General features: G+C 49.6%; 15 protein-coding genes and 1 pseudogene. 14 read left to right on the top strand and 2 right to left on the bottom strand.

From position 1 onward, the window contains the following. Positions 1-46: 46 nt before the first annotated feature. Positions 47-826, bottom strand: a complete 780-nt coding sequence (yaaA, locus tag HA49_RS10680) for a peroxide stress protein YaaA (RefSeq protein WP_038023178.1) — start codon at positions 824-826, stop codon at positions 47-49. Between the two features lie 261 nt (positions 827-1,087). On the opposite strand from yaaA, the gene tal reads away from it, so the two are divergent. From tal to nhaA, 6 genes and pseudogenes are all read left to right on the top strand, one after another. Then, on the top strand, positions 1,088-2,041 hold the full coding sequence (tal, locus tag HA49_RS10675) for a transaldolase (RefSeq protein WP_038023177.1): 954 nt from the start codon (positions 1,088-1,090) through the stop codon (positions 2,039-2,041). A 100-nt stretch (positions 2,042-2,141) separates the two neighbouring features. Then, entirely contained in the window at positions 2,142-2,729 is a 588-nt protein-coding gene (gene mog, locus HA49_RS10670) for a molybdopterin adenylyltransferase (RefSeq protein ID WP_038023175.1), read from the top strand. A gap of 118 nt (positions 2,730-2,847) precedes the next feature. Further along, positions 2,848-4,141 (top strand): annotated as a pseudogene (locus HA49_RS10665) (MFS transporter). Between the two features lie 303 nt (positions 4,142-4,444). Next, complete coding sequence (gene dnaK / locus HA49_RS10660; protein ID WP_038023172.1) at positions 4,445-6,358, top strand: molecular chaperone DnaK; 1,914 nt, start codon at positions 4,445-4,447, stop codon at positions 6,356-6,358. A 103-nt stretch (positions 6,359-6,461) separates the two neighbouring features. Further along, on the top strand, positions 6,462-7,604 hold the full coding sequence (dnaJ, locus tag HA49_RS10655) for a molecular chaperone DnaJ (RefSeq protein ID WP_038023170.1): 1,143 nt from the start codon (positions 6,462-6,464) through the stop codon (positions 7,602-7,604). Between the two features lie 140 nt (positions 7,605-7,744). Then, on the top strand, positions 7,745-8,914 hold the full coding sequence (gene nhaA / locus HA49_RS10650) for a Na+/H+ antiporter NhaA (RefSeq protein ID WP_038023168.1): 1,170 nt from the start codon (positions 7,745-7,747) through the stop codon (positions 8,912-8,914). A 94-nt stretch (positions 8,915-9,008) separates the two neighbouring features. Here nhaA and rpsT read toward each other — a convergent pair whose 3' ends face one another. Next, positions 9,009-9,272: a 30S ribosomal protein S20 gene (gene rpsT, locus HA49_RS10645; RefSeq protein WP_038023165.1), complete on the bottom strand. Its 264-nt coding sequence runs from the start codon at positions 9,270-9,272 to the stop codon at positions 9,009-9,011. A gap of 318 nt (positions 9,273-9,590) precedes the next feature. Here rpsT and ribF point away from each other — a divergent pair, with 318 nt between their 5' ends. The 8 genes from ribF (at position 9,591) to carB (ending at position 21,191) form a co-directional block, all read left to right on the top strand. After that, a complete protein-coding gene (ribF, locus tag HA49_RS10640) occupies positions 9,591-10,529 on the top strand; it encodes a bifunctional riboflavin kinase/FAD synthetase (protein ID WP_038023162.1) in 939 nt (312 codons plus the stop codon). Positions 10,530-10,556: 27 nt separating this feature from the next. Then, entirely contained in the window at positions 10,557-13,373 is a 2,817-nt protein-coding gene (gene ileS / locus HA49_RS10635; RefSeq protein WP_038023160.1) for an isoleucine--tRNA ligase, read from the top strand. Further along, a complete protein-coding gene (gene lspA, locus HA49_RS10630; RefSeq protein ID WP_038023157.1) occupies positions 13,373-13,876 on the top strand; it encodes a signal peptidase II in 504 nt (167 codons plus the stop codon). Before ileS ends, lspA begins: the two co-directional genes overlap by 1 nt. A 3-nt stretch (positions 13,877-13,879) precedes the next feature. Beyond that, the gene (gene fkpB / locus HA49_RS10625) at positions 13,880-14,350 is read left to right on the top strand and encodes an FKBP-type peptidyl-prolyl cis-trans isomerase (RefSeq protein WP_038023153.1); all 471 of its coding nucleotides are present in this window, start codon (positions 13,880-13,882) and stop codon (positions 14,348-14,350) included. Next, positions 14,331-15,284 (top strand): 4-hydroxy-3-methylbut-2-enyl diphosphate reductase, encoded by a 954-nt coding sequence (ispH, locus tag HA49_RS10620; protein ID WP_038023152.1) that lies wholly within the window; start codon positions 14,331-14,333, stop codon positions 15,282-15,284. The genes fkpB and ispH overlap by 20 nt, the downstream gene beginning before the upstream one ends. Before the next feature lie 246 nt (positions 15,285-15,530). Beyond that, a complete protein-coding gene (dapB, locus tag HA49_RS10615) occupies positions 15,531-16,346 on the top strand; it encodes a 4-hydroxy-tetrahydrodipicolinate reductase (protein WP_038023150.1) in 816 nt (271 codons plus the stop codon). A 457-nt stretch (positions 16,347-16,803) separates the two neighbouring features. Continuing rightward, positions 16,804-17,952 (top strand): glutamine-hydrolyzing carbamoyl-phosphate synthase small subunit, encoded by a 1,149-nt coding sequence (gene carA / locus HA49_RS10610; RefSeq protein ID WP_038023451.1) that lies wholly within the window; start codon positions 16,804-16,806, stop codon positions 17,950-17,952. A 14-nt stretch (positions 17,953-17,966) separates the two neighbouring features. Further along, positions 17,967-21,191 carry a carbamoyl-phosphate synthase large subunit gene (gene carB / locus HA49_RS10605; protein ID WP_038023148.1) on the top strand — a complete coding sequence of 1,075 codons (3,225 nt, stop codon included), beginning with the start codon at positions 17,967-17,969 and terminating at the stop codon, positions 21,189-21,191. Positions 21,192-21,441 lie beyond the last annotated feature (250 nt).

Here is a 21,441-nt window from a genome sequence, read left to right as displayed (position 1 = left end):
CGTTGCTGAATGATTTTCCTCCATCAGCCTCGACGGTTTTCTTCGGTCAGGCTGATTGTTCGTGGCGTTTAAACACCAGTTCTTGTCCGTCGCTGGCAGCACCGTCAAAAAAGTAGCCTTCACTGTCGAAAGCGGTCAGTTGCTCCGGGCTGGTCAGGCGATTGCGAATAATGTAACGGCACATCAGTCCGCGCGCTTTCTTGGCGTAGAAACTGATGACTTTAAATTTACCGTTCTTCTCATCCAGGAATACCGGCTTAATAATTTTACCGGCCAGCTGTTTTGGTTTTACGGCTTTGAAATACTCATCAGAAGCCAGGTTAATCAGTACATCATCGCCCTGGTCTGCCAGAGCTTCAATAAGCACTTTGGTCAACCGGTCTCCCCAGAAACTATAGAGATCTTTGCCTTGCGGATTCGCCAGTTTAATTCCCATTTCCAGCCGGTAGGGTTGCATTAAATCCAGTGGACGAAGCACACCATATAATCCCGAAAGCATACGCAGGTGTTGTTGGGCGAAAGTAAAATCATCGTCACTCAGGCTGTCAGCCGCAAGCCCGGTATAGACGTCACCTTTAAAGGCCAGAATAGCCTGACGGGCGTTGTCAGGGGTGAAGTCTGCCTGCCAGTCATTGAATCGCTCAGCATTCAGATGGGCCAGTTTATCACTGATACTCATCAATGAAGCCACCTGCGCCGGGGACAACTGACGGGCTATATCAATTAATTGCTGAGAATATTTTAACAGTGCTGGTTGAGTATATTTTTGGGTCGCCAGCGGGCTTTCATAATCCAGCGTTTTGGCCGGAGAGATAACCATCAACATCGTTTAATCCTTATATCTGGCCCGCGTGGGCTCACTGTTTTACCGGCAGTGTAACAAAAAAGTTGCACGGATAGATCAATCGTTGTCATTCATCCGGGCTATGGTATAGGGCAGATGGCCGGGAAAACCGGGGGCGAATGCCTGTGTTGTACAATGCGATTTCGTGATTGTTTCGCCGGGCTGGTCTTGCACCTCAGGAAGTGCGTGATATTATCCGGAGAGGCTTTTTTACCCTGACAGTTCAACAGAAGAGAAGCAAACATGACGGACAAACTTACCTCACTGCGCAAGTTAACCACAGTCGTTGCCGATACGGGTGACATTGCAGCAATGAAACTGTACCAACCACAGGATGCAACCACTAACCCTTCACTGATTCTCAATGCTGCTCAGATTCCTGAATACCGTAAGCTGATTGATGAAGCTATCGAATGGGCACGTAAGCAGAGCGACGATAAAGATAAGCAGATTGCTTTCGCCTCTGACAAGCTGGCCGTAAATATCGGTCTGGAAATTCTGAAATTAATCCCTGGCCGCATCTCGACCGAAGTTGATGCTCGTCTGTCTTATGACACCGAAGCGAGTATCGCTAAAGCCCACAGCCTGATTAAACTGTATAACGATGCCGGTATCAGCAATGATCGTATTCTGATCAAACTGGCTTCCACCTGGCAGGGGATTCGTGCGGCAGAGCGCCTGGAAAAAGAAGGCATCAACTGTAACCTGACACTGCTGTTCTCTTTTGCTCAGGCACGGGCTTGTGCGGAAGCGGGTGTTTTCCTGATTTCTCCGTTCGTCGGTCGTATCCTTGACTGGTACAAAGCTAACACCGACAAAAAAGAGTACGCACCTCACGAAGATCCGGGCGTAGTTTCTGTCGCTGAAATCTACAACTACTACAAACAGCATGGTTATGAAACTGTCGTTATGGGCGCTAGTTTCCGTAACACTGGCGAAATTCTTGAGCTGGCCGGTTGTGACCGTCTGACCATTTCTCCGGGACTGCTGAAAGAGCTGTCAGAAACTGACGGTGAAGTTGAGCGCAAGCTGAGCTACAGCGGTGAAGTGAAAGCCCGTCCGGAAAAAATGTCAGAAGCTGAATTCCTGTGGGAACATAACCAGGATCCAATGGCTATCGATAAACTGGCTCAGGGTATCCGTAACTTTGCTCTGGACCAGGGCAAACTGGAAAAAATGATTGCAGATTTGCTGTAATTAACCTGCCCGCAGCAGCGCTGTTGCTGCGGGATATCAGCATTCCCTTTTATTCCCCGCATTTGCTGCCATCGGCGGCCCTCAGACAAAGTGATTTATCATGACTATTTTACGTATCGGACTGGTTTCCGTTTCCGACCGCGCCTCTCAGGGGGTATATCAGGATCAGGGGATACCGGCCCTCAGTGAATGGCTGTCCCGGGCGCTGATCACGCCGTTTCAGCTGGAAAGCCGGGTAATTCCGGACGAGCAGGGGTTGATAGAACAGACTCTGAAAGATCTGGTCGATGAGCAACATTGTCACCTGGTGTTGACCACGGGTGGTACCGGGCCTGCTTTGCGTGATGTGACCCCGGATGCAACTCTGGCAGTGGCTGACCGTGTGATGCCTGGTTTTGGCGAGCAGATGCGCCAGATCAGCCTTAATTTTGTTCCGACAGCGATTCTGTCAAGACAGACAGGGGTTATCCGTAAACAGGCACTTATCCTGAACCTGCCGGGTCAGCCAAAATCGATTAAAGAAACCCTGGAAGGGCTAAAAGATGAGTCCGGCCAGGTCAAAGTTGCCGGAATCTTTGCGAGTGTACCTTATTGTTTACAGTTGCTGGAAGGGCCTTACATCGAAACCGATCCACAGGTGGTAGCAGCATTTCGTCCTAAAAGTGCAAGGCGTGAGATAAACGACTAAAAATAAATTTTTTTAAGGATAAAATTCATTGGTGCTGGTGTGGTGATTGATTGCCGATATAGTAAGAAAATATTTACAATCATCCCTTTGGTCTGACCTCTGAAAAGTATATTTTATTATGGATAATCGCCCTTCAAGCCGCCTGAGCGCGCAGGACTACAAAACACTCATTCTTGCCGCGCTGGGCGGTGCTTTGGAATTTTACGATTTTATTATTTTCGTGTTTTTCGCTGCGGTTATCGGCGACCTGTTCTTTCCGGCGGATATTCCTGAATGGTTACGTCAGGTTCAGACCTTTGGTATTTTTGCTGCCGGATATCTGGCCAGACCCCTGGGCGGGATTGTGATGGCGCATTTTGGCGATATTCTTGGGCGTAAGAAGATGTTTAGCCTGAGTATTCTGTTAATGGCACTGCCGACTCTGGCGATGGGATTATTACCTTCCTACCAGTCAATCGGTCTGGCTGCTCCCCTGTTGATGTTACTTATGCGTTTATTACAGGGTGCGGCCATTGGTGGTGAGGTACCTGGTGCCTGGGTGTTCGTTGCCGAACATGTCCCGGGCAACCGGACTGGCATTGCCTGTGGCACTCTCACCGCCGGGCTAACGGTGGGCATTCTGCTGGGGTCAATGGTGGCCGGCGCGGTTAACCGCAGTATGTCTCCGGAGCAGGTAGCCTCCACCGGTTGGCGGCTGGCATTTCTGCTCGGTGGTGTTTTCGGCTTTGTGGCCTTGTATCTGCGTCGTTGGTTGCAGGAAACGCCGGTGTTTCGCCAGATGCAGCAGCAGAAATCATTATCTGAAGCTATGCCACTGAATACGGTTATTCGTTTCCACCGTAAAAGTCTGTTGATCTCGGTACTGCTGACATGGCTACTGTCTGCTGCTATCGTGGTGATTATTCTGATGGCTCCGGCATTGATGCAAAAAAATGCATCATATTCCGGCGGCACTCAGTCTGCAGGCTAACAGTATCGCCACTGTCATGCTGTTATTGGGATGCATTATTGCCGGCTGGCTGGTTGACCGTTTTGGTGCCGGAGTTTGTTTATCCGTAGGCTGCCTGTTACTGGCCATCAGCAGTGGGCTATTTTTCCATGTTATCGCCACTCATCCACAGTATCTTATTGCTGCTTATGCACTGACCGGACTCTGCGTCGGGACTGTCGGAATAGTGCCGTATATTATGGTACGGGCTTTCCCGCCGGCGGTTCGTTTCAGTGGTATTTCTTTGGCCTACAACCTCTCTTATGCATTGTTCGGTGGCCTGACTCCTGTTTTTGTGACACTGGCATTAAGGATGACTCCACTGGCTCCCTGCGGGTACATTGTCGGGTTATGTGTGATGGGGGCGGTGACCGGTTTATATCTGCATTCTCAGACCCGCTCTCCCCGCCAGGCCAGAGCCTGAACACCCAGGGGGCGCTGCCCCCTGGGTATTTACACCTTCTTTCTCATTTATCCCCCTTTTACGCTGGCGGGTCGAACCAATGAGGCATGTGCACCATGAGTGACAAGCCTGCTGTCATCACGCTGCTTTTTTTACTTTTTTTACTCCGACCCTTGATGGTCGTCAAACTGACCCCATCTAGTTCACATAGCGAGTTATGAGCCGAAAAAAAATATGCAATCCGGGGCTTGAATTAATCACCAGTGACCGCATTTAAGGTTCATATCCGAACGAAAACAGAATTTAAGTGGGAGATGTGTAGAGATGGGTAAAATTATTGGTATTGACCTTGGTACAACCAATTCATGTGTAGCAATTATGGATGGTGGTAAAGCACGCGTACTGGAAAATGCTGAGGGTGATCGTACAACACCTTCAATCATCGCTTACACCCAGGATGGCGAAACTCTGGTAGGCCAGCCTGCTAAACGTCAGGCCGTGACTAACCCGCAAAACACTCTGTTTGCTATCAAACGTCTGATTGGTCGTCGTTTCCAGGACGAAGAAGTTCAGCGTGACCTGAAAATTATGCCTTATAAAATCATCGGTTCTGATAACGGTGATGCATGGCTGGATGTGAAAGGCCAGAAAATGGCACCACCGCAGATCTCTGCGGAAGTGCTGAAAAAAATGAAGAAAACGGCTGAAGATTATCTGGGTGAGCCAGTGACTGAAGCGGTTATCACTGTACCTGCATACTTCAACGATGCTCAGCGTCAGGCGACTAAAGATGCCGGTCGTATCGCAGGTCTGGAAGTCAAACGTATCATCAACGAACCAACCGCTGCAGCACTGGCATACGGTATGGATAAAGGCCAGGGCAACCGTACTATTGCGGTGTATGACCTGGGGGGTGGTACTTTCGATATTTCAATCATCGAAATTGATGATGTTGATGGCGAAAAAACCTTCGAAGTTCTGGCAACCAATGGTGATACTCACCTGGGTGGTGAAGACTTCGACAGCCGTCTGATCAACTACCTGGTGGACGAGTTTAAGAAAGAGCAGGGCATTGACCTGCGCAACGATCCACTGGCAATGCAACGTCTGAAAGAAGCGGCAGAGAAAGCGAAAATCGAACTCTCTTCTGCACAGCAGACTGACGTTAACCTGCCTTACGTGACTGCGGATGCGACAGGCCCTAAACACCTGAACATCAAAGTGACGCGTGCAAAACTGGAAGCACTGGTCGAAGACCTGGTGAGCCGTTCTATCGAGCCACTGAAAGTTGCTCTGAAAGATGCCGGTCTGTCAGTCTCTGATATTAATGACGTGATTCTGGTGGGCGGACAGACCCGTATGCCACTGGTTCAGACCAAAGTAAAAGAGTTCTTTGGTAAAGAACCACGTAAAGACGTTAACCCGGATGAAGCGGTAGCTGTAGGTGCTGCGGTTCAGGGCGGTGTACTGGCTGGTGATGTTAAAGATGTTCTGTTGCTGGACGTTACTCCGCTGTCCCTGGGTATTGAAACCATGGGTGGTGTGATGACCAGTCTGATCAGCAAAAACACCACTATCCCGACCAAGCACAGCCAGGTGTTCTCTACAGCTGAAGACAATCAGTCTGCGGTAACTATCCATGTGTTGCAGGGTGAGCGTAAACGTTCATCTGATAACAAGTCACTGGGTCAGTTCAACCTGGACGGTATTCAGGCAGCGCCACGCGGTATGCCACAGATCGAAGTGACTTTTGATATCGATGCGGATGGTATCCTGCATGTGTCTGCTAAAGACAAAAACAGCGGTAAAGAGCAGAAGATTACTATTAAGGCTTCTTCCGGTCTGAACGATGAAGAAATCGAAAAAATGGTCCGTGATGCAGAACTGAATGCTGAATCTGACCGTAAATTCGAAGAACTGGTTCAGGCGCGTAACCAGGGTGACCAGGTGGTACACAGCACCCGTAAACAGTTAGAAGAAGCCGGTGATAAATTATCTGCTGAAGATAAAGCACCGATTGAGTCTGCACTGACTGCGCTGGAAACTGCGCTGAAAGCAGAAGATAAAGCCGATATCGACGCTAAAATTCAGGCGCTGGTTGAGGTGTCCGGTAAGCTGATGGAGCTGGCACAGCAGCAGGCTCAGGCGAACGGTGAAACTCAGGGTGCAGACGCTTCTGCTCAGAAAGATGACGATGTCGTCGACGCTGAATTTGAAGAAGTAAAAGACAAAAAATAATTGCCCATGACCGGGCTCAGCGGCAGGCAACTCTGTCGCTGCTAACCAGCACGGGCGTCGGAGAATATCCACGCCCGTGCGATCATGTTAAAGGCAATGAAAAATGGCGAAGAGTGATTACTACGAGGTTTTAGGCGTATCCAAATCAGCGGATGAGCGTGAAATCAAAAAAGCCTATAAACGGCTGGCAATGAAATATCACCCTGACCGTAACCCGGGCGATACCCAGGCTGAAGAGAAGTTTAAAGAAGTTAAAGAAGCCTATGAAATTCTGACAGATGATCAGAAGCGTGCAGCTTATGACCAGTACGGTCATGCGGCGTTTGAACAGGGTGGCATGGGCGGCGGCGGATTCGGCGGTGGCTTCGGTGGTGGCGGCGCAGATTTCGGCGATATCTTCGGTGATGTATTCGGTGATATTTTTGGCGGCGGTCGTCGCCAGCGTGCTGCCCGGGGTTCCGATCTGCGTTACAACATGGAACTGACTCTTGAAGAAGCGGTTCGTGGCGTGACTAAAGAGATCCGTATTCCGACACTCCAGGAATGCGATACCTGTCATGGTAGCGGGGCGAAAGCAGGTTCCAAACCGCAAACCTGTACTACCTGCCAGGGTGCGGGTCAGGTACAAATGCGTCAGGGCTTCTTTACGGTGCAGCAACCCTGTCCGACCTGTCAGGGGCGGGGGACCATCATTAAAGATCCGTGCAACTCCTGTCACGGTCATGGCCGTGTAGAGAAAACCAAAACGCTGTCAGTGAAAATTCCGCCAGGCGTGGATACCGGTGATCGCATTCGTCTGAGTGGCGAAGGTGAAGCGGGTGAGCAGGGCGCACCGGCCGGTGATCTCTATGTACAGGTCTCGGTGAAAAAGCACCCGATCTTCGAGCGTGAAGATAATAATCTCTACTGTGAAGTGCCGATTAACTTTGCTATGGCGGCTCTGGGGGGGGAGATTGAAGTTCCTACCCTGGACGGAAGGGTGAAGCTGAAAATCCCTGCCGGCACGCAAACCGATAAATTATTCCGGATGCGTGGCAAAGGTGTGAAATCGGTACGTGGCGGTTCTATCGGCGATTTGTTGTGCCGTGTGGTCGTCGAAACACCGGTGAATCTGAGTGAGAAGCAGAAAGAGTTACTCAGTGAACTGGGTGAGACTCTGGGCGGTCCGTCAGGTGATAATAACAGTCCCCGTTCGAAAAGCTTCTTCGATGGTGTGAAGAAATTCTTTGACGATTTGACCCGGTAAACTTCCGGTTCAACGAAACAAGCCAGTACTCTGTCGTGCTGGCTTTTTTTTTGTATATAAATCCTGGAATGTTTGGCAATCAGTCACATAACTGAGATCATTATCCAAACCGTAACAATAAACCGGAAGGATGCAGACTGATGTCAGTTTTGAAAAAAATATTCCTGAGCGAGGCGGCCGGCGGTGTGGTCTTAATCGTTGCTGCAATACTTGCTATGGTGCTGGCAAATGCCAGCTGGAGTGCGGAGGGATATCAGCATTTTCTGCATTTTACCCTGTCGGGAGATAGCAGTGCCGATGCACATCCTCACAATACCTTGTTCTGGATTAATGATGCCCTGATGGCGCTTTTTTTTCTGCTGGTCGGGCTGGAGGTTAAACAGGAGCTGGTGAGTGGTGCTCTGGCAACCCGTCAGCAGGCTATTTTTCCGCTGTTGGCCGCGCTGGGAGGAATGATTGCTCCGGCCGTAATCTTTCTGATGGTTAACGGGCACCAGCCTGAATTTCGCAATGGCTGGGCCATTCCGACCGCCACGGATATCGCTTTTGCATTGGGTATATTGGCATTACTGGGGCACAGAGTTCCGGCGGTTCTGCGGGTGTTTCTGATGGCCCTGGCGGTGATCGATGATCTGGGGGCTATTATTATCATTGCCCTGTTTTACAGTAGCGATATCTCTCTGTTGGCGCTGGCTGCCATGGCAGTGATGGTATTGATTCTGGCACTGATGAATCGTGCCGGTGTGCAAAAACGCAGCATCTGGCTGCTGGCCGGTGTTGTATTGTGGTATGCGGTACTCTCTTCAGGAATACATGCCACCATTGCAGGTGTCATCCTGGGACTCATGATGCCGGTGAAGGGGCAGGGTGAACATTCTGCTGCGATAAAACTGGCGCATAGTCTCGCACCCTGGAGTCGCTGGCTGATCCTGCCTTTGTTTGCCTTTGCCAATGCCGGAGTCGTGCTGGATAACCTGAGTCTGTCAGATGTGATATCGCCTTTACCCTTAGGTATTATTGCAGGTTTGCTGATTGGTAAACCGCTGGGAATTTCCCTGGTCTGCTGGCTGAGTACAAAACTGGGGATTGCCAGATTTCCGGGCAAAACCGGGTTTGCAGATATCGCGACCATCGGTGTGTTGTGCGGTATTGGTTTTACCATGTCGATATTTATTGCCTCACTGGCATTTGGCCAGCAGTATGCGCAACTGGTGAATGAGGCTAAGCTGGGGATTCTTGGTGGTTCAATTCTGTCTGCGGTCGTTGGGTACGTACTCCTTCGACTACGTTATGCGGCACCCTCGAACTAACAGACCCACCGGTCAGTGACCTCTGGCCGGTGGATTTCAGGCATAAAAAAACCGGCCAGAGCCGGTTCTTTTCAAAGCGACAACAATCAGACGATTAAGCCAGTTTGTTGATCTGTGCAGTCAGATTAGCTTTATGACGTGCAGCTTTGTTTTTGTGGATCAGACCTTTAGCAGCCTGACGGTCCACGATTGGTTGCATTTCGTTAAATGCGTTCTGCGCAGCTGTTTTATCGCCAGCAGCGATTGCAGCGTATACTTTTTTGATGAAAGTACGCAGCATTGAGCGACGGCTTGCGTTGTGCTTGCGACGTTTCTCAGATGTTACAGCGCGTTTCTTAGCTGATTTGATATTAGCCAAGGTCCAACTCCCAAATATGTTCTATATGGACAAATCAAAGGCCGAGGACTATGCCTTTTGCGCCTTCTTTTGTCAATGGATTTGTGCAAATAAGCGTCGTTTAAATAACAACACCCGGTTACGTAATTGATGGCGCAAGATTCTACCAGCTTCCTGGCCCTGAATACAGCTTTTCGCAACAAAATTGTCGGGAATTTACCCGGCCGCAAATAAACATGAGGAAAAGCAGTAAAGAAGCACCGAAAGGGTAGGTTGACGGGTTAAATTTGTACGCCGTAAAGGGTATAATCCGGCGATTTCCAGCGATTTGAGTCGACCATGAAGTTTATCCGCGGTTTACATAATCTTTCAAAGCAGCGCCAAGGCTGCGTTTTGACTATTGGTAATTTTGACGGAGTGCATCGCGGGCATCAGGCGCTACTGACGCAGCTTTGCGAAGAGGGGCGAAAACGTCATCTGCCGGTGGTGGTGATGTTGTTTGAACCACAGCCGCTGGAGTTTTTTGCTCGCGGACAGGTCCCTGCGCGGCTGACAAGATTACGGGAAAAAATTCACTTTCTGGAACAGGCTGGGGTTGATACCGTACTGTGCGTCCGTTTTGACAGTGCTTTTTCGGCACTGACGGCAGATGATTTCATCCGTGATATCCTGGTGGATAAACTGGATGTCCGCTTTCTGACCGTCGGTGATGATTTCCGTTTTGGCGCCGGCCGGGAAGGTGATTTCCTGTTATTACAGGAAGCCGGACGACGGTATCACTTTGAAATTGCGAATACCCTGACATTTTGTCATGAAGGGCAGCGAGTCAGCAGTACCAAAGTCCGCGAGGCGCTGGCGGCTGATGATTTTGCTGCGGCAGAGCGATTGCTGGGGCGCCCTTATGCCATTTCCGGCAAGGTGGTGCATGGCGATGCTCTGGGCCGAACACTGGGCTTCCCTACCGCCAATATCCCGTTGAGACGGCCTGTGGCGCCGGTGAAGGGTGTATTTGCGGTCGAAGTGCAGGGTCTTCACGGTGGTCCTTTTTATGGCGTGGCGAATATTGGTACACGACCCACCGTAAAAGGGATTCGACAGCAACTGGAAGTGAATTTACTGGACGTAAATATTGATTTATATGGCCGCCATATCTCTGTGGTATTGCGGCATAAAATACGCAATGAGCAACGATTTGCCTCGCTTGATGAACTGAAAGCGCAAATTGCCAAAGATGTGGTGACGGCCCGGGAATTTTTTGGGCTTAAAGCAACGGTGTAATAACCGAAATATGGAACCGAGAATCTGATGAGTGACTATAAATCTACCCTGAATTTACCAGAAACAGGGTTCCCGATGCGTGGCGATCTGGCCAAACGGGAACCAGCAATGCTGCAACGCTGGACCGACGATAATTTGTATGAAGCTATTCGTGCAGCCAAAAAAGGTAAAAAAACATTTATTCTGCACGATGGCCCTCCGTACGCTAATGGCAGCATTCATATTGGTCACTCAGTTAATAAGATTCTGAAAGATATTATTATTAAATCCAAAGGACTGTCGGGTTTTGATGCTCCCTATGTTCCGGGCTGGGACTGTCATGGATTACCCATCGAACATAAAGTTGAACAGATGATCGGCAAACCTGGTGAAAAGGTGAGTGCTGCTGAATTCCGTGCGGCTTGTCGTGAGTATGCGGCAGAACAGATCGAAGGGCAGAAAAAAGATTTTATCCGGCTGGGTGTATTGGGTGACTGGAATCATCCTTACCTGACGATGGATTTCAAAACCGAAGCCAACATTATCCGTGCGTTAGGACGCATTATCGGTAATGGCCACTTACTGAAAGGGGCAAAACCGGTTCACTGGTGTACCGAGTGCCGCTCTGCTCTGGCCGAGGCAGAAGTTGAATATTACGATAAAACATCACCCTCTATTGATGTGATGTTTAAGGCGACAGACCCAGCCGCGGTGGCAGCGAAGTTCTCTGCAGTATTGCCGGAAGCTCCAATATCGCTGGTGATCTGGACCACGACTCCGTGGACCATGCCTTCTAACCGGGCGATTTCTGTTAACCCTGAGTTTGAATACCAGTTAGTTCAGGCCGGTAGCAATGTGCTGATTCTGGCAAAAGAGCTGACCGAAAGTGTGCTGGAGCGTGCCGGGATCACCGAATGGACTGTTCTGGGAGAATGCCGCGGCGATGCGCTTGAGCTGTTGCGTTTCCATCATCCGTTCCTCGACTTTGATGTTCCGGTATTGCTGGGTGATCATGTCACTCTGGATGCGGGGACAGGTGCGGTTCATACGGCACCGGGGCATGGTCCTGAAGACTATGTCATTGGTCAGAAATATGGCATTGAAGTCGCCAACCCTGTCGGCCCGGATGGCTGCTACCTGCCAGGAACTTACCCGGGCCTGGATGGCGTTAATGTATTTAAAGCGAATGATCTGATTGTGGAACTGCTGCGTGAGAAAGGCGCACTTCTGCATGTGGAAAAATTACACCACAGCTATCCACACTGCTGGCGTCACAAAACCCCGATTATCTTCCGTGCAACACCACAATGGTTTATCAGCATGGATCAGAAAGGCCTGCGTACTCAGTCCCTGAAAGAGATCAAAGATGTCCAGTGGATTCCGGACTGGGGCCAGGCTCGTATTGAATCTATGGTCGCAAATCGCCCTGACTGGTGTATTTCCCGTCAGCGTACCTGGGGTGTGCCGATGGCACTGTTTGTCCACAACCAGACTGAGGAGCTTCATCCAAATACCCTGCAACTGATGGAACAGGTTGCACTGCGTGTCGAGCAGGACGGTATTCAGGCATGGTGGGATTTGGATGCTAAAGAGTTACTGGGTGATGATGCTGAAAACTACAGCAAGGTGCCAGATACTCTGGATGTCTGGTTTGATTCCGGGTCGACCAGCTGCTCTGTTGTGGATGTGCGCCCGGAGTTTAACGGTCACAGTGCAGATATTTATCTGGAAGGCTCTGACCAGCACCGTGGCTGGTTCATGTCATCGCTGATGATCTCCACCGCTATCAAAAGTAAAGCACCTTACCGCCAGGTACTGACTCATGGTTTCACCGTGGATGGTCAGGGCCGTAAGATGTCTAAATCGATTGGCAACACTGTCAGCCCTCAGGATGTGATGGACAAACTGGGTGCGGATATTTTACGTCTGTGGGTCGCTTCTACCGACTACTCAGGTGAAATGGCGGTATCAGACGAAATTCTGAAACGTTCTGCGGATGCGTATCGCCGTATCCGTAACACCGCCCGCTTCCTGCTGGCAAACCTGAACGGATTTAATCCGGAAACTGATCTGGTGGCTGCAGAAGATATGGTGGTGCTGGACCGCTGGGCTGTCAGCTGTGCACTGGCGGCACAGCAGGATATCGTAGCCTCTTATGAGCGTTATGACTTCCACGAAGTGGTACAACGTCTGATGCAGTTCTGTTCAGTTGAGATGGGATCTTTCTATCTGGATATCATCAAAGATCGCCAGTACACCGCGAAAGCCGATAGCGTGGCACGCCGGAGTTGCCAGACGGCACTGTGGCATATTGCCGAAGCACTGGTCCGCTGGATGGCACCTGTCATGTCATTCACCGCGGATGAAATCTGGGGACACTTGTCCGGACAGCGTGAACAGTATGTGTTTACCGGTGAATGGTATCAGGGACTGTTTGGCCTTGCGGAAGACGAGGCGCTGAATAGTTCTTACTGGGAACAATTGCTGAAAGTTCGTAGTGAAGTGAATAAGGTGATAGAACAAGCCCGTGCCGATAAGCGGATTGGCGGTGCTCTGGAAGCCTCAGTGGTTCTGTATGCGGATGAGTCGTTAGCTGAAAAACTAAAAGCTCTGGGGGATGAACTGCGTTTTGTCCTGCTGACTTCGGCGGTTCAGGTTGCTGACTACCCGTCTGCGCCTGCGGATGCTGTTCAAAGTGAACATCTGAAAGGTCTGAAGGTGTTGCTGACTAAAGCTGAAGGCGAAAAATGTCCACGTTGCTGGCATTACACGACCGATGTCGGTCAGAATCCTGAACATGCTGAAATCTGTGGCCGTTGTTATACCAACGTGGCAGGTGCCGGCGAAGAGCGTAAGTTTGCCTGATGAGTAAATCATTGTGTTCAACCGGCTTACGCTGGCTTTGGGTGATGGTGCTGGTGATCGTGGTCGATTTTGCCAGCAAACAGTGGATTATGGCGAATATGCAGTTGCACGAGAGCCGTTCACTGATGCCATTTCTGAACCTGTTTTATGCGCATAACTATGGTGCGGCATTCAGTTTTCTGGCGGATAAAGGCGGGTGGCAGCGTTGGTTCTTTGCCGGAATTGCGGTGGCTATCGTTATCGCATTACTGGTGATGATGTATCGTAGTCGCGCCAGCCAGAGGCTAACTAATATTGCTTACGCTATGATTATTGGCGGGGCATTAGGTAATTTACTTGATCGGGCATGGCATGGTTTTGTCGTCGATTTTATTGACTTCTATGTTGGTGACTGGCATTTCGCGACCTTCAATATTGCGGACTGTGGAATTTGTATTGGTGCGGCACTGGTGGTTCTGGAAGGGTTTATCCCTTCCTCAGCTAAACAGGCTGACAAAGGGTAAGGCATGAGTAACAGGCTACAGCACAACCATTCGTTTCTGGTGCATTTTACACTGACTCTGGAAGATGGATCGGTTGCCGAATCGACACGTGCAAACGGAAAACCGGCATTATTCCGACTGGGAGATGACAGTCTGTCTCCGGCCTTTGAGGCCGCTCTGGAAGGGCTGACTGCCGGGGATTCCCGTCAGTTTACCCTGGCAGCGGAAGATGCTTTTGGCGCAGCTAATCCTGATTTGATTCAGTATTTTTCGCGCAGGGACTTTGCCAACGCCGGTGAGCCTCAACAGGGGGCAATAATGTTATTTACGGCGATGGATGGCAGTGAAATGCCGGGAGTTATTCGTGATGTTTCCGGAGATTCCATTACCGTGGATTTTAACCATCCACTGGCCGGACAAGTGATCACTTTTAATGTTGAGGTGCTGGAAGTTAATCCACAACCGGAGGCCGAAAATGCAGATTCTGCTCGCTAATCCGCGGGGATTTTGCGCCGGTGTTGACCGGGCGATCAGTATTGTGGAGCGGGCGCTGGAGATGTACGGCGCACCGATTTATGTCCGCCATGAAGTAGTACATAACCGCTATGTTGTGGAAAGCTTACGTGAGCGTGGGGCGATTTTTATCGAAGAGATCAGTGAAGTGCCGGATGGTGCGATTCTGATATTTTCTGCCCATGGAGTTTCTCAGGCGGTCAGGGCGGAAGCCCGCTCCCGTTCACTGACGATGCTGTTCGATGCAACCTGTCCGTTAGTCACCAAAGTGCATATGGAGGTTGCCAGGGCCAGCCGCAAAGGTGTGGAAGCGATTCTGATTGGTCATGCCGGACATCCTGAAGTTGAAGGCACCATGGGGCAATACAATAACCCGGAAGGGGGGATGTATCTGGTGGAGTCACCTGAAGATGTGTTCAGGCTCAAAATTAAAGATGAATCAAATCTGAGCTTTATGACTCAGACCACCTTATCTGTGGATGATACCTCTGAGATTATCGATGCATTACGTGAACGTTTTCCGGCCATTATCGGCCCGCGCAAAGATGATATCTGCTACGCCACGACTAACCGCCAGGAAGCTGTACGACATCTCTCTGATCGTGCGGAAGTGATTCTGGTCGTTGGATCGAAGAACTCTTCTAACTCTAACCGGTTGGCGGAACTGGCTCAGCGCGCCGGTAAACTGGCTAAGCTGATTGATTCTGCAGAAGATATCCGTGAAAGCTGGCTGGAAGGGGTCAGCTGTGTCGGGGTAACTGCGGGCGCTTCAGCTCCGGATATTTTGGTGCAACAGGTGATTGCCAGATTACGCGAATTTGGTGGTGAAGCCGCGATAGAACTGATTGGTCGCGAAGAAAATATTGTCTTTGAAGTGCCAAAAGAACTTCGGGTTGATATTAAAGAAGTTGAATAATCCTGCGTTCCTGCGTTCCTGCGTTCCTGCAGCCGGTTCCGGTGCTGCAGGAGTTCAGCTATTGCTGACCTGCCCTACCGTTAGCATTTATTTCCGGGTGCTGACGGATTCACGTCTCATTGTTTTTGCTGATAATATCTCCTCATCTCGCTGAAATTCTAATGATACTTTATTTTACTGGTGTCCGCTCACGAGGCTGGTTACTCTGAGCCGGCATTTTATGCACATCCACAGGAATGAATAGTTATGAAAAACATCCGAATAGGTATTGTCGGAGCCTCCGGAAGAATGGGCCGTCAGTTGATTGAAGCCACCTTGCTGGCCAGTAATGCCAGTCTTGGCGCGGTGGTGGTTCGTCAGGGATCATCTTTAGTAGGCTGTGATGCTGGTGAACTGGCGGGTGTCACCAAAACCGGAGTAGTGATTACTGATGATCTGCTGGCGGTGAAAGATGAATTTGATGTTCTGATCGATTTTACACGTCCGGAAGCCACACTTGAGTACCTCGAATTCTGTAAAAACCATAAAAAAGCGATGGTGATTGGTACTACCGGGTTTAATGATGCTGGTAAGCAGGCGATCCGTACTACCAGCCAGCAGGTGCCCATTGTTTTTGCAGCTAATTTCAGCGTAGGTGTCAATCTTGTGCTTAAATTGCTGGAAAAAGCAGCAAAAGTAATGGGTGAATATAGCGATATCGAAATTACTGAAGCGCATCACCGACATAAAGTTGATGCGCCTTCAGGCACCGCGCTGGCGATGGGTGAATCAATCGCGGAGGCAATGAACTGGAAACTTGCCGAACATGCAGTGTACTGCCGTGAAGGTCATACGGGTGAGCGCAAGCCACAGACCATCGGCTTTGCCACCGTGCGGGCCGGAGATATTGTGGGTGAGCATACGGCAATGTTTGCCGATATCGGGGAGCGGGTTGAAATCACTCATAAAGCTTCCAGTCGAATGACTTTCGCAAAAGGTGCGGTTAAAGCTTCTGAGTGGGTTGTTACTCTCGAAAATGGACTTTATGACATGCGGGATGTCCTTTCGCTGAATGATTTGTAATGTGTTGTGATGTGAATGGCAATCAGTAACTAATTGATTGTAATGGAGGGTTATTTATTTTCCCTCCTTATTTTTTAAATATATTTATCTCAGATCATTTTTATCTTTTTTTGGTTGTTTTTATCATTTAACCTGTTTTTGTGCCCTTCTTTAGAGTTAATTTCGGACCATTTGGTCTGAAAATTCGCTTTTTTCACTTCAATGTTATGCTTCTCGTCAGGCAATCGTTTTAGTACGCTATTAATCCACCATTTATGCCGCTGTCAGTAGCTTTTTTGCTTCAGTGCGTTAAAAAAAACAATATTATTGGCTTTCAGACTGGACATAGTGCATGACGCTCATTAGAATGCGCCCAATTTGCCAAAAATCGACCTGAAAGGTGTTTTTTGGATTGATTCAGGTGCTATTCATGAATTAATATGCAGGTATAGTGACTATTTATTCCCTGGAGGAAGTTTTGACAAAGTCAGCAATCCTGGTTCTGGAAGACGGAACCGAGTTCCACGGTCGGGCCATTGGGGCATGTGGGTCGGCAGTGGGAGAGGTCGTTTTCAACACGTCAATGACCGGTTATCAAGAAATCCTTACTGATCCTTCCTATTCCCGCCAGATCGTCACTCTTACTTATCCCCATATCGGTAATGTTGGTACCAATCCCGCAGACGAAGAGTCCTCCCGGGTTCATGCTCAGGGATTAGTCATCCGCGACCTGCCACTAATTGCCAGTAACTACCGCAGTACCGAAGACCTCTCAGCCTATCTTTCCCGCCATAACATTGTTGCAATCGCCGATATCGATACCCGTAAATTGACCCGCTTATTACGCGAAAAAGGTGCTCAGAATGGCTGCATTATTGCCGGTGATAATCCGGATGTGGCTGTAGCACTACAACAGGCGAAAAGTTTCCCGGGTCTGAAGGGGATGGATCTGGCCAGGGAAGTTACCACTGAGAAGACCTATGCCTGGCTGCAAGGTAGCTGGACGCTGGCGAATGAACTGCCAGCGGCAAAAGATGAAAGCGAATTGCCTTACCATGTCGTGGCTTATGATTTTGGTGCCAAACGCAATATCCTGCGTATGTTGGTTGACCGTGGGGTACGGTTAACCGTAGTTCCGGCCAAAACGTCGGCGGAAGAAGTTTTGAAACTGAATCCGGACGGTATTTTCTTATCGAACGGTCCCGGTGACCCGGAGCCTTGTGATTACGCGATCAACGCAATTCAACAATTTCTGACAACTGACATTCCGGTATTTGGTATCTGCCTCGGGCATCAGCTATTAGCCCTGGCCAGTGGCGCTAAAACGGTAAAAATGAAGCTGGGACATCACGGCGGAAACCACCCGGTGAAAGATCTGGACCGGAATGTCGTGATGATCACCGCGCAAAACCACGGTTTTGCCGTTGATGAACAGAATCTGCCTGAGTGTCTGCGGGTGACCCACAAATCCCTGTTTGACCATACCGTGCAAGGGATTCACCGGACAGATAAGCCTGCATTCAGTTTCCAGGGCCATCCGGAAGCCAGTCCCGGACCGCATGACGCTGCGCCGTTGTTCGACCACTTTATCGATTTAATTAACACTTTCCGTTCCGGTAAAAGGTAATCAGGAGCCAATAAATGCCAAAACGTACAGACATAAAATCCATCCTGATCCTTGGTGCCGGCCCGATAGTGATTGGCCAGGCGTGTGAATTCGATTACTCCGGAGCTCAGGCTTGTAAAGCCTTACGCGAAGAAGGCTATCGTGTGGTGCTGGTGAACTCAAACCCGGCGACTATCATGACTGACCCGGATATGGCGGACGCGACCTATATTGAACCTATCCACTGGGAAGTGGTGCGCAAAATTATCGAAAAAGAGCGTCCGGATGCGGTATTGCCTACCATGGGCGGTCAGACAGCCCTGAACTGTGCGCTGCAACTGGAAAAGCACGGTGTGCTGGAAGAGTTTGGTGTCACCATGATTGGTGCAACGGCAGATGCTATCGATAAAGCAGAAGATCGCCGCCGTTTTGATAAAGCCATGAAGAGCATCGGGCTCGATACCGCACGTTCCGGCATTGCTCATACTATGGAAGAGGCCTTAAAGGTTGCAGAAGATGTCGGTTTCCCGTGCATCATTCGTCCTTCCTTTACTATGGGTGGCACCGGTGGCGGCATCGCCTATAACCGCGAAGAATTTGAAGAGATTTGTGAACGCGGACTGGATCTCTCTCCGACCAATGAGCTGCTGATTGATGAATCGCTGATTGGCTGGAAAGAGTATGAGATGGAAGTGGTTCGTGACAAAAATGACAACTGTATCATTGTTTGTTCTATCGAAAACTTCGATGCCATGGGTATTCATACCGGTGACTCCATCACGGTAGCGCCCGCTCAGACTCTGACCGACAAAGAGTACCAAATCATGCGTAACGCTTCGATGGCGGTGCTGCGTGAAATTGGTGTGGAAACTGGTGGGTCCAATGTGCAGTTCTCGGTAAACCCCGAAAATGGTCGTCTGATTGTCATCGAAATGAACCCAAGGGTTTCCCGCTCTTCGGCACTGGCTTCTAAAGCGACCGGATTCCCGATTGCGAAAATCGCGGCCAAACTGGCTGTGGGTTACACACTTGATGAGCTGATGAACGATATTACCGGTGGCCTGACTCCGGCATCATTTGAACCTTCAATTGACTATGTCGTCACTAAGATTCCTCGTTTTAACTTCGAAAAATTTGCCGGCAGTAACGATCGTCTGACAACCCAGATGAAGTCCGTCGGTGAGGTGATGGCTATTGGCCGCACATTCCAGGAATCTATGCAGAAAGCATTACGTGGCCTGGAAGTGGGCGCCTGTGGTTTTGACCCGAAAGTTGATCCGGATGATGCTGAAGCATTAACCCGCATACGCCGTGAACTGAAAGACGCTGGCAGTGATCGTATCTGGTACATTGCCGATGCTTTCCGCCTGGGGATGTCCGTGGATGGCGTCTTTAATCTGACCAATGTGGATCGCTGGTTCCTGGTTCAGATTGAAGAGCTGGTTCGTCTGGAAGAGCAGGTAGCACGTCAGGGACTCAATGGCCTTAACTATGATTTCCTGCGTCAGCTGAAACGTAAGGGTTTTGCCGACCAGCGTCTGGCTAAACTGGCCGGAGTGGCGGAAAGTGAAGTCCGCAAACTGCGTCAGCAATATAATCTGTATCCGGTGTATAAACGCGTAGATACCTGTGCTGCAGAATTCGCGACCGATACTGCTTATATGTACTCCACGTATGAAGAAGAGTGTGAATCGAACCCAAACAGTGATCGTGAAAAAATCATGATTCTTGGCGGTGGCCCTAACCGTATTGGTCAGGGGATTGAGTTTGACTACTGCTGTGTACATGCTGCTCTGGCTTTGCGTGAAGATGGTTACGAAACCATTATGGTTAACTGTAACCCTGAAACCGTGTCTACCGATTACGATACTTCAGACCGCCTCTACTTCGAACCGGTGACTCTGGAAGATGTGCTGGAAATTGTCCGGATTGAACAGCCTAAAGGTGTCATTGTGCAGTATGGTGGTCAGACACCACTGAAACTGGCTCGCGCCCTGGAAGCGGCGGGGGTTCCGGTCATCGGGACCAGCCCTGATGCCATTGACCGTGCAGAAGACCGTGAGCGTTTCCAGCAAGCGGTAGAACGTCTGTCACTGAAACAGCCGGCGAACTCAACTGTGACTGCGTTGGAGCAGGCGGTGGAAAAAGCAGCAACCATCGGTTATCCATTAGTGGTACGTCCTTCTTATGTATTGGGTGGACGCGCGATGGAAATTGTTTACGATGAAATCGATCTGAAGCGCTACTTTATGACGGCAGTTTCTGTGTCTAACGATGCTCCGGTACTGTTAGACCGTTTCCTGGATGACGCCGTAGAAGTTGATGTCGATGCAATTTGCGACGGTGAGCAGGTCCTGATTGGCGGGATTATGGAACATATCGAGCAGGCGGGTGTTCACTCCGGTGACTCTGCGTGTTCTCTGCCAGCTTATACACTGAGTCAGGAGATTCAGGATGTGATGCGTGAGCAGGTGAAAAGCCTGGCCTTTGAGCTGAATGTCCGTGGGTTGATGAACGTGCAGTTTGCGGTGAAAGATAACGAAGTGTATCTGATTGAGGTTAACCCGCGTGCAGCCCGTACCGTACCTTTTGTCTCTAAAGCAACAGGAGTCGCACTGGCTAAAGTGGCGGCCCGTGTAATGGCCGGGAAGACCCTGGCACAACAAGGTGTCACTAAAGAAGTCATCCCTCCTTATTATTCGGTCAAAGAAGTGGTATTGCCGTTTAATAAATTTCCGGGGGTTGACCCTATCCTTGGACCGGAAATGCGTTCAACAGGTGAAGTGATGGGCGTCGGACGTACTTTTGCCGAGGCATTTTCTAAAGCAATGCTGGGTGCACAGTCCACCATGAAAAAATCCGGACGCGCACTGTTATCGGTACGCGAAGGCGACAAACAACGGGTGGTTGATCTGGCGGCGAAGCTGCTGAAATTTGGTTATGAGCTGGATGCGACACATGGGACTGCTGTGGTGCTGGGGGAGGCCGGAATTAATCCTCGCCTGGTAAATAAGGTACACGAAGGTCGGCCACATATTCAGGACCGTCTGAAGAACGGAGAATACAGCTATATTGTTAATACCACTGCCGGTCGTCAGGCGATTGAAGATTCCCGCCTGATTAGACGCAGTGCCCTACAATATAAAGTTCATTATGACACAACACTGAATGGTGGTTTTGCAACTGCAATGGCTTTAAACGCTGATCCAACAGATCGGGTTATCTCTGTCCAGGAAATGCATTCTGAAATAAAAGCGTAATACTCCTCGCGTAATATAGGCGATCCTTATATCAAGGATCGCTTATCTCATAAATATTCTTGATAAAAATCGCACTTTCTACCCTATAAATATATTTGTTTTTCTGACAGGATATGTTCCGATATGTATGTTCAGACATATCCAAAAATTAGAAAGTGTTAGTTATTTTTTTGCTTTGCCTCAATACCCCGGACAAAAAAAACTTTAAATTTTATTATTCATGTGGATAATCTTAATGAAGAAAAGCTGG

The organism is Tatumella morbirosei (assembly GCF_000757425.2).
Classification (GTDB): domain Bacteria; phylum Pseudomonadota; class Gammaproteobacteria; order Enterobacterales; family Enterobacteriaceae; genus Tatumella; species Tatumella morbirosei.
This window is presented reverse-complemented; position numbering and strand designations above follow the sequence as displayed.

What these genes read in the sequence shown, in the direction of transcription:
- yaaA (WP_038023178.1), bottom strand. Translation starts at nt 826, where the DNA reads ATGTTGATGGTTATCTCTCCGGCCAAAACGCTGGATTATGAAAGCCCG.
- tal (WP_038023177.1), top strand. Translation starts at nt 1,088, where the DNA reads ATGACGGACAAACTTACCTCACTGCGCAAGTTAACCACAGTCGTTGCC.
- mog (WP_038023175.1), top strand. Translation starts at nt 2,142, where the DNA reads ATGACTATTTTACGTATCGGACTGGTTTCCGTTTCCGACCGCGCCTCT.
- dnaK (WP_038023172.1), top strand. Translation starts at nt 4,445, where the DNA reads ATGGGTAAAATTATTGGTATTGACCTTGGTACAACCAATTCATGTGTA.
- dnaJ (WP_038023170.1), top strand. Translation starts at nt 6,462, where the DNA reads ATGGCGAAGAGTGATTACTACGAGGTTTTAGGCGTATCCAAATCAGCG.
- nhaA (WP_038023168.1), top strand. Translation starts at nt 7,745, where the DNA reads ATGTCAGTTTTGAAAAAAATATTCCTGAGCGAGGCGGCCGGCGGTGTG.
- ribF (WP_038023162.1), top strand. Translation starts at nt 9,591, where the DNA reads ATGAAGTTTATCCGCGGTTTACATAATCTTTCAAAGCAGCGCCAAGGC.
- ileS (WP_038023160.1), top strand. Translation starts at nt 10,557, where the DNA reads ATGAGTGACTATAAATCTACCCTGAATTTACCAGAAACAGGGTTCCCG.
- lspA (WP_038023157.1), top strand. Translation starts at nt 13,373, where the DNA reads ATGAGTAAATCATTGTGTTCAACCGGCTTACGCTGGCTTTGGGTGATG.
- fkpB (WP_038023153.1), top strand. Translation starts at nt 13,880, where the DNA reads ATGAGTAACAGGCTACAGCACAACCATTCGTTTCTGGTGCATTTTACA.
- ispH (WP_038023152.1), top strand. Translation starts at nt 14,331, where the DNA reads ATGCAGATTCTGCTCGCTAATCCGCGGGGATTTTGCGCCGGTGTTGAC.
- dapB (WP_038023150.1), top strand. Translation starts at nt 15,531, where the DNA reads ATGAAAAACATCCGAATAGGTATTGTCGGAGCCTCCGGAAGAATGGGC.
- carB (WP_038023148.1), top strand. Translation starts at nt 17,967, where the DNA reads ATGCCAAAACGTACAGACATAAAATCCATCCTGATCCTTGGTGCCGGC.